The sequence below is a fragment of the Streptomyces sp. NPDC101166 genome (assembly GCF_044768125.1).
Classification (GTDB): Bacteria; Actinomycetota; Actinomycetes; order Streptomycetales; family Streptomycetaceae; genus Streptomyces.
The window spans coordinates 1-1,035 of record NZ_JBIWPF010000373.1 but is presented as its reverse complement, the minus strand read 5'-3'; the positions used below and the strand labels follow the sequence as shown (position 1 = coordinate 1,035).

The 1,035-nt window shown below is 66.7% G+C and carries 1 pseudogene; it reads left to right on the top strand.

The annotated features are described in order from the left end of the window. Positions 1-891, top strand: a pseudogene (locus tag ACIRS4_RS39210) (molecular chaperone HtpG); the annotation flags it as partial. Positions 892-1,035 lie beyond the last annotated feature (144 nt).

The following is a 1,035-nucleotide window of genomic DNA, read 5'->3' as shown; positions in this document are numbered from 1 at the left end:
CAGCAGGACCGCCAGATCCAGATGATCCGCAAGCGCCTGGTGAAGAAGGTGCTGTCCACGGTCAAGGATCTGAAGAACGCCGAGGACCAGGCCAAGTACCAGGAGTTCTGGCGCGAGTTCGGCCGGGTGCTCAAGGAGGGCCTGCTCTCCGACGCCGACAACCGCGAGACCATCCTGGGCGTCTCGTCGTTCGCGTCCACGCACTCCGAGAGCGAACTGACCACGCTGGCCGGGTACGTCGAGCGCATGCCCGAGACCCAGTCGGCGATCTACTACATGACCGGCGAGTCCCGGCAGCAGATCGAGAACTCGCCGCACATGGAGGCGCTGCGGGCCAAGGGCCTCGAGGTGCTGGTGCTGACCGACCCGGTCGACGAGATGTGGGTCGGCTCGGTCACCGAGTTCGAGGGCAAGTCGATCGTCTCCATCGCCAAGGGCGAGGTCGACCTCGAGACCGAGGACGAGAAGAAGGCCTCCGAGCAGCTGCGCGAACAGCAGGAGAAGGACTTCTCCGGCGTGCTCGGCTGGCTCCAGCAGACCCTCGACGCGGAGGTCAAGGAGGTGCGTCTGACCAACCGGCTCACCACCTCCCCGGCCTGCATCGTCGGCGATGTGTTCGATTTCACTCCGATGCTGGAACGCATGTACCGCGCCTCCGGCCAGGAGCTGCCGCACAGCAAGCGCATCCTGGAACTGAACCCGGACCACGCTCTGGTGACGGGTCTGCGCGACGCGTACGCGCAGGTGTCCGGCGACGAGGACAAGCCGCTCGCCCTCACCGAGACGGCCGAATTGCTATACGGCACCGCGGTTCTCGCCGAGGGCGGGGAGCTGAAGGACCCGGCGCACTTCGCCCGGATCCTCGCCGATCGGCTCACCCGCACGCTCTGACCTGGCGCGCCGGATCGGGTCGTGGCGGCGTCGCCGCTACGTTCCCGATCCATAGCGAGCGGGAATCGGTCATGCTCAGCCGGGTCGAGATGTGACGGTGCGCATGCTCGGTGTTTTCCGGGAACTAGCGGCCGGGGCGTACGT